The organism is Thermosynechococcus sp. JY1331, from assembly GCF_031583475.1.
Classification (GTDB): Bacteria; Cyanobacteriota; Cyanobacteriia; order Thermosynechococcales; family Thermosynechococcaceae; genus Thermosynechococcus.
In genome coordinates this window covers 2,671,265-2,677,418 of the sequence record NZ_CP134180.1, presented here as the reverse complement: position 1 = coordinate 2,677,418, position 6,154 = coordinate 2,671,265, and the positions used below count along the sequence as shown (strand labels likewise).

Sequence of the window (6,154 nt, the reverse complement as noted above, 5' to 3'; positions counted from 1 at the left end):
GCAAACCTCGTCCGTAGGATGTGAGCAATAGATAGGCAACACGACCAAGACGGCAATAGCCTTGCAGGGCTACCGCTGCCTCACGGGAAGTGATACGATTGTAGATCGCTCTAACGACTGACTAGGGCGTGCCCCTTGGGGCAGTATTTTTTCTGATTAACCATCATAACTGCAACAGCCATGACGCAACGTACACTGGGCGGTACTGTCCGCAAACGTAAACGCACCTCTGGGTTCCGCGCGCGCATGCGCACCAAATCGGGTCAGAACGTCATTAAGGCACGGCGGCGTAAAGGACGGGCACGGCTTGCAGTCTAGTGCTCCCTCGTCAACATCGCCTGCGCGATCGCCATGATTTTGACCGCGTCTATCAACACAAAACCGCCCACCACGGCAAACTGGCCGTTCTTTGGCTGGCGCCCCAAGCCGTCAAGGCAGCACCACGGCTGGGCATTGTGGTCAGCAAAAAGGTGAGTAAGCGAGCCGTCGATCGCAACCGTTTGAAACGGCAATGGCGACGGGTGATCGGCTCACTCTTACTGCAGATAGCCGCAGGGTGGGATATGATTGTGGTAGTGCGTCAGGCGGCACTGCAAGTGAGTGACGAGGACTGTCGCGCTGAATTGACGCAGTTAATGGCCAAAGCAGGGGTACTGACGATGCCGGGAATTTCTGAAGACGTTTTCTACGAAGGCGGTCCCCATTGGGGTGACTTGGTGATCAACTTACTGTTGGGGCTAACGGTGATTTGTCTGCCCCTTACCGTTGGTGCCATTGTCCGTGCCCTCTGGCTGCGCTACCGCATTACGAATCGGCGGATTACGGTGATAGGCGGCTGGATGGGGCGCGATCGCTCCGATGTCATTTATAGCGAAATCACCAAAGTCGTCACCGTTCCTCGCGGCTGGGGCGCCTACGGTGATATGGTCGTCACCCTCAAAGATGGTAGCCGCTTAGAAATGCGCGCTGTCCCCCGCTTCCGTGAAATTTATGACTATATTTCTGCCAAATTGAGTCCCGCTGCCAAAAGTGTCAGTGGCGCGATTGGTTCTTAAGACCTAAGATAGTTCTGTTAACTGTTCACCCTTAATTGCAGGATTCCATGGATTTTGGTATCGGTTTCCTCTCCAACAATGTCATGCTGCCAATCCTTGACTTTTTCTATGGGATTGTGCCCAGCTATGGCCTTGCGATTGTGGCGCTGACACTGGTGGTGCGCTTTGCCGTCTATCCCCTCAGTGCGGGATCCATTCGCAATATGCGGCGCATGAAAGTTGTGCAGCCGATCATGCAAAAACGGATGCAGGAAATCCAACAGAAATACAAGGATAATCCTGCCGAACAGCAAAAGGCAATGGCAGAGGTGTACAAGGAGTTTGGTAATCCCTTGGCGGGGTGTTTCCCCCTGCTGTTGCAGTTGCCGATTCTCTTTGCTCTCTTTGCCACGCTCCGCGGATCACCCTTTGCCGATGTGAATTACCAGCTCAACCTACAAATTGTTCCCCCTGATCAAACTGTCTTAGCCCAGCCCTTTGCCACTAAGCCGCAAAATATCTACGTTGATGAGGGCATCCACTTCCCCATTCAGGCGGTGGTTCCCAGCGGTACCAAGATTCCAGTGGGTCAAACGGTGGATCTCCAATTCCAAACCAAGGAGGGGAAACCCTTTAGTGAACTGGCCGCCGCCTATCCCAATAGTCACCTGCAACCCAAGTGGCAAATTATTCGCGGTCAAGAGCGGGCAACCATTGACAGTGAGGGGCATCTGCAAGCCCTGCAACCCGGTGATGTAACAGTTCAGGGAACGATTCCGGGGATTGCGGCGGATAAAGGTTTCCTCTTTATCTCTGCCCTTGGCCATGTGGGTGTCATTGATCAAGGGAAACTCTTCATCACGCTGCCCGATGGCACACGCCAGTTTAATTGGGGCGCGATCCACTGGGATATCCTGATCATGATCCTTGGCTTTGGCGTCAGTCTCTACGTCAACCAGTTGCTCTCTGGCCAAGGCAGCAGCAATAACCCGCAGCAGCAAACCGTGAATCAATTGACGCCGATTATCTTCTCTGGGATGTTCCTCTTTTTCCCACTGCCGGCCGGGGTGCTGCTCTATATGCTAATCGCCAACATCTTCCAGACGGTACAGACCTTTATCCTTCAGCAGGAGCCGTTGCCAGAGAACCTGCAAAAACTCGTGGAGGAGCAGGAACGGGCTGAAGCGATTAAAAATCGGGCTGCTCTTCCCTTTGAGGGCAAGGGGGTTAAAAGTGCCAAGGCCACTAAAGCCAAGCGTCATCCATCAAGTTGAGGGGAGGCATGACCGCTGATCCAATTGCTGCGGGGTGTGCGTGGCTGGAACAGGTGCTTGCTCTAGCAGGCTTTAAGACAACCGTTTCTGTGGTGGAGTCCCCTTTGGCAAGTGTGGTGCCGGGGCACTGGCTAGAGATCGATCGCCAGTCCCTGAGTGCTGCGCAAATTGAATCCCTGCTGGCCAACAATGCCCAAGCTCTCGATGCATTGCAATATCTGCTCAATGCCACGTTGAATTTGGGGCGATCGCGGGAGGAGCAAACGGCTTTTACCTTGGAATTGGCGGGCTATCGCCGCGCCCGTTATCGCCAGTTGCAGGAGATTGCCCATCAGGTGGCTGCCCAAGTCCTCGACACCGGTAAACCCGTTGAAATTCGCTCCCTATCCGCAGCAGAGCGGCGTGTCGTTCACAGTCTCATCAAGGTAGAGAGCGATCGCCTTGAAACCTTTAGCCACGGCGAGGAACCGGATCGCCGCTTGGTGGTGCAGTTAGCCCAAGGGACTGAGGCCGAGGTAGCGGCTGATGCGCTGGAGCAGGTATAGACCCAAAATCGAGTTGCCACTGCGATCGAGGGGTGGGCTGTAGCAGGCGATCGCCCCCTGTCGCGGCACAATGGCCAAAATCACACCACTCACACCCGATTTCACAGGCAAGCCAATTTCTAGGGCATAGCGGGGGGAGTCCTCGTAGAGGCCACAGGTGAGCATGAGCACATTCACCTGCTGACGATGGCGATCGCTCACCTTGTCATGGGGCAGTGCCAACAGGAGACCCAAGCGCGCCACTTCCTCAATCGTTCCTTGGAAACAGCACACCTGATTGTAGATCTCAAGGGCAACCCCGGCATCGGCAATGCGTCCAGACTCCACTAAACAGTGGGCAAGGGTGCGATTTTGCCAGTTGGGATGGCGATAAACGGCTGCTAACACCTCCTGATCCACCTGCAACTGCGTACCCGCACACTCATTGAGCCAAGTCTGAAAGACCGCAACACCGCCAACATCAGCCAATTGGCTAGCAAGGGCGATCGCTCCACTATTAATCATGGGATTGCGCGGCCACCCCTGATCAAGGGTTAACTGCAACACAGAGTTATAGGGGTAATCTGAGGGGCGCTGTCCCACCCACGTCCACACCTGCTCCTGCCACAGCGTCAAGGCATACAGCAGCAAGAAGGGCTTAATTGCGCTCATTAAGGGAAAGCGCAAATTGGAACGCCCAAGGGTAAACTGGTGCTTTGGGGTAACAAGGGCAAAGGCAAAGGCTTCAGACCCCACCCGCGGTAGCCGTTGAAGGGGTTCCCCCTGAGGAAGTTCTGCCGATGCAGCCTTGAGCCACTCTTGGATGAGGGCAGGGTCTAGATCCCCCAACATTGCTGAGCCTAAGTATTGGCATCGAGGGAGAGCTGCTCGCTAGTGGTGACCCGTCGCCGCCGCCGCCGACCTGCGGGCACGGAGGCCTCTGGGGTGGATGCTTCCCCACCGGATTCAGACTCGGTCGTGACTTCTGGCTCACTGGTATTGAGCAGCGCAGTGGCTGGAATCGGCTCGACATTAATCGTGCTAACCACAGGGGCGGGCGGCTCATCAGCAGTCTCTGGGATATCCTCAGGCATTCCCTCACTAACGGGTCGTGCAGTTTTCTGGGGCAGGGGTAGGGGGTCTTGGCCGGGGCGTGCCACCATCACAATCGTTCCCCGCGGATTCTTCACCTCCTCAGAGTGCAACACAAGGGGTGAAATTCCCATTTCCGCATAGACCGCCTGCTCTTGATCCGTCATTGTTACGGTAATCACTTCCGCTGGTTCAGAGCGGCTAGGACGGGCAGGGCGCAGCGGACGGCTCTCCACTTTGACCACTGGCGGCGGCACCGTTTCTGTAGGCGTGGTAATCACCTTGCGACCATTGCCATTTTCAGAGGCACGACGAGGACTGCGGGGGGTTGGTGGATGACTACTGCGGGAAGCACGGGGGCGAATACCCCCTACCGCTTGATAGTCAGGGTGGTTAATGAGTTGGGTCTCTAGACTGCTACTGGCAAAGCCATTGGGTTCAGTGCGGGATTCTAAACTGCGGCGTGGCTCCGGTGGACGCGGCATGGGCGATCGCTCGACAATTTCGCCGGGGCTATCCTCCGGTTCACCGGGTAAATGCACCAAGTGACCCAAGCCACCGCAGGCACTACAGGGACGGCCAAAAAGTTCATAGATATTTTGCCCTTGACGTTTGCGGGTCAGTTCCACCAGCCCCAGTTCTGAGAGTTGAGCAATTTGGGGGCGAGCTTTATCAGCACGCAGGGCTTTACTAAAGTGCTCCAGCAGTTGCAACTGGTCGCGGCGGGAATCCATGTCAATAAAATCCACAATGATCACGCCAGCAATATTGCGCAGTCGCAGTTGGCGAGCAATCTCCGTAGCCGCTTCGCAGTTCGTCCACAGCACTGTTTCCCGCGAGGTGGCTGAACTAGTGAATGAACCAGAGTTCACATCAATGACCGTCAGTGCCTCTGTTGGTTGAATGATGATATAGCCACCGGAGGGCAAATCCACACGGGGTTTCAGGGCTTCACGGATGGCAGCATTCACCCGAAAGTAATCCAAAATGGGAATGGGTTCTTGGTGATAGTCAATGAGAACCCCCACCGGCTTATTGACATTCCAGTTTTTCAGGTGCTGTTTGACCCGTTTGACCCCATCCGGAGTATCCACCACAATGCGGTTGACATCACTGCTATAGACATCCCGCAACACTTTTTGGATAAAGTCATCATCGCGCCCCAGAAGCTGGGGAGGACGGCTGGAGGCCGCCTGCTGTTGGATCGTTTCCCACTGCCGTTGCAGGAGTTCCAGATCCTCAAGTATGGCCTCTTCGGAGACACCCTCAGCCTCTGTACGCACCAGTAGCCCCATGCCAGCGGGTTTGACCAAAATGCCCAAGGCACGTAGCCGATGCCGTTCCGCCTCATTGGTAATCCGTCGCGATAGATTCACCCCCCGACCATAGGGCATCAGCACGAGATAGCGCCCAGGCAACGAAATATTTCCGGTCAGCCGTGGCCCCTTGGTGCCCGTGGGTTCCTTCATGACCTGAACCAGCACTTTTTGCTGCGGTGCGAGCAATTCCGTGATTGCCCCAGCCGTTCGCTTCAGGCGCAATGGGCCAAGGTCAGTGACATGGATAAAGCCATTACGGGAGGCATCCCCCAAGTTGACAAAGGCAGCATCAATGCCCGGCAGGACATTTTCAACCACCCCAAGGTAGATGTCCCCCACCTGATGGGTGCCCGTGGCCACGATTAATTCTTGAATTTGATCTTCGGCAAAGACCGCCGCTAGCCGATGTTCCTCGGCAATAATAATTTGCTTAGGCATTCATTATCCTTAGAATTTCTTAACAAAATAAACGTCAGCATGAATGGGCTAAAGGCATCTAGCACAGTGTTGAGCCACTCTTGCCCCTGTAAGGGACGCGTGCAAGTTTGGCTTTAAGATGGTTGGGAAAAGGGTTCCTGTAGAGGTGGGTTGGCATTGGAACGCAGAACGCAACTCTGGTGATACCTAAAAAGCTCTGCACGACTTGCAGAAGGAAAAGATGTCACCCCATGCCAGCCTTGATCAAAGTCTATGCTTAACCTTTGGTCTCTTAGGCTATGGAGGTTAAGCAAAAGGGATTTTTCTACAGTACCTTTAATGGTCTCTGATTATAGGTATCTCTGTCAAGATTGGCTAGGGGATTTTGCAAAAATTTTCACTGTCGCTGCCGCTAGCCTCTTGAGCACGAGCATAGTGTGCCACTTTGCAAACCTGATAGGACACTTTGGCGATCGCCCACAAAGCTGCTACAA

6 protein-coding genes and 1 pseudogene are annotated in these 6,154 nt (G+C 54.7%); 5 read left to right on the top strand and 2 right to left on the bottom strand.

The window, feature by feature from the left end; all coding sequences use genetic code 11:
- Positions 1–180 precede the first annotated feature (180 nt).
- From rpmH to RHJ31_RS13090, 5 genes and pseudogenes are all read left to right on the top strand, one after another.
- A complete protein-coding gene (rpmH, locus tag RHJ31_RS13110) occupies positions 181–318 on the top strand; it encodes a 50S ribosomal protein L34 (protein ID WP_099799755.1) in 138 nt (45 codons plus the stop codon).
- Positions 318–587: pseudogene (gene rnpA, locus RHJ31_RS13105) on the top strand (ribonuclease P protein component); the annotation flags it as partial. The gene rpmH and the pseudogene rnpA, both read left to right, overlap by 1 nt.
- Before the next feature lie 72 nt (positions 588–659).
- Positions 660–1,055, top strand: coding sequence for a PH domain-containing protein (locus RHJ31_RS13100; protein WP_225901724.1), 396 nt, complete (start codon positions 660–662; stop codon positions 1,053–1,055).
- A 47-nt stretch (positions 1,056–1,102) separates the two neighbouring features.
- Positions 1,103–2,308 carry a membrane protein insertase YidC gene (gene yidC, locus RHJ31_RS13095; protein ID WP_302676896.1) on the top strand — a complete coding sequence of 402 codons (1,206 nt, stop codon included), beginning with the start codon at positions 1,103–1,105 and terminating at the stop codon, positions 2,306–2,308.
- An 8-nt stretch (positions 2,309–2,316) separates the two neighbouring features.
- Positions 2,317–2,853, top strand: coding sequence for a R3H domain-containing nucleic acid-binding protein (locus tag RHJ31_RS13090; protein ID WP_302676895.1), 537 nt, complete (start codon positions 2,317–2,319; stop codon positions 2,851–2,853).
- Here RHJ31_RS13090 and RHJ31_RS13085 read toward each other — a convergent pair.
- Positions 2,800–3,684 carry a glutaminase gene (locus tag RHJ31_RS13085; RefSeq protein ID WP_206200525.1) on the bottom strand — a complete coding sequence of 295 codons (885 nt, stop codon included), beginning with the start codon at positions 3,682–3,684 and terminating at the stop codon, positions 2,800–2,802. The two genes, RHJ31_RS13090 and RHJ31_RS13085, sit on opposite strands and share 54 nt — an antisense overlap.
- A gap of 8 nt (positions 3,685–3,692) precedes the next feature.
- Positions 3,693–5,681: an Rne/Rng family ribonuclease gene (locus RHJ31_RS13080; RefSeq protein WP_206200524.1), complete on the bottom strand. Its 1,989-nt coding sequence runs from the start codon at positions 5,679–5,681 to the stop codon at positions 3,693–3,695.
- Positions 5,682–6,154: the final 473 nt, after the last annotated feature.

Bases quoted from the DNA above. Each gene is read 5' to 3' on its own strand.
- rpmH (WP_099799755.1), top strand. From the start codon at position 181: ATGACGCAACGTACACTGGGCGGTACTGTCCGCAAACGTAAACGCACC.
- RHJ31_RS13100 (WP_225901724.1), top strand. From the start codon at position 660: ATGCCGGGAATTTCTGAAGACGTTTTCTACGAAGGCGGTCCCCATTGG.
- yidC (WP_302676896.1), top strand. From the start codon at position 1,103: ATGGATTTTGGTATCGGTTTCCTCTCCAACAATGTCATGCTGCCAATC.
- RHJ31_RS13090 (WP_302676895.1), top strand. From the start codon at position 2,317: ATGACCGCTGATCCAATTGCTGCGGGGTGTGCGTGGCTGGAACAGGTG.
- RHJ31_RS13085 (WP_206200525.1), bottom strand. From the start codon at position 3,684: ATGTTGGGGGATCTAGACCCTGCCCTCATCCAAGAGTGGCTCAAGGCT.
- RHJ31_RS13080 (WP_206200524.1), bottom strand. From the start codon at position 5,681: ATGCCTAAGCAAATTATTATTGCCGAGGAACATCGGCTAGCGGCGGTC.